At 52.9% G+C, this 363-nt stretch carries 1 protein-coding gene; it reads right to left on the reverse strand.

The window, feature by feature from the left end:
* Positions 1-41 precede the first annotated feature (41 nt).
* On the reverse strand, positions 42-363 hold a 322-nt coding region (locus KNP98_RS16355), incomplete at its 5' end, for a zinc ribbon domain-containing protein (protein ID WP_214812257.1).

The following is a 363-nucleotide window of genomic DNA, read 5'->3' on the forward strand; positions in this document are numbered from 1 at the left end:
GGAGGATTCCTGAGTGATCCGACCTAACGGTCGAAAATTGATCAGGCTAACCCCGTCGTCCCGACGGTTGAAGAAGCTAAGAGGCGTTCAGCTTCTTGTTTGACGTTCAGTCCTGCGTTCACATCACGGTCGTGGTGGATCCCGCAACTCGGGCATGTCCATTCACGCAAACCAAGATGTTTCACGTCTTTGTGTTGATGTCCGCAACGGGAGCACAGTTGACTAGAGGCGAAGGTCTTGCCGACTTTCACGACGGTCTTCCCGTACCATTCCACCTTGTATCCGAGCATGCGGAAGAACTCCGACCAACTGACCTCGGAGATGGACTTGCTCAACTTGCGATTCTTCTGCATGTTCTTCACC

Source organism: Exiguobacterium sp. s127 (assembly GCF_018618695.1).
Taxonomy (GTDB): Bacteria; Bacillota; Bacilli; order Exiguobacteriales; family Exiguobacteriaceae; genus Exiguobacterium_A; species Exiguobacterium_A oxidotolerans.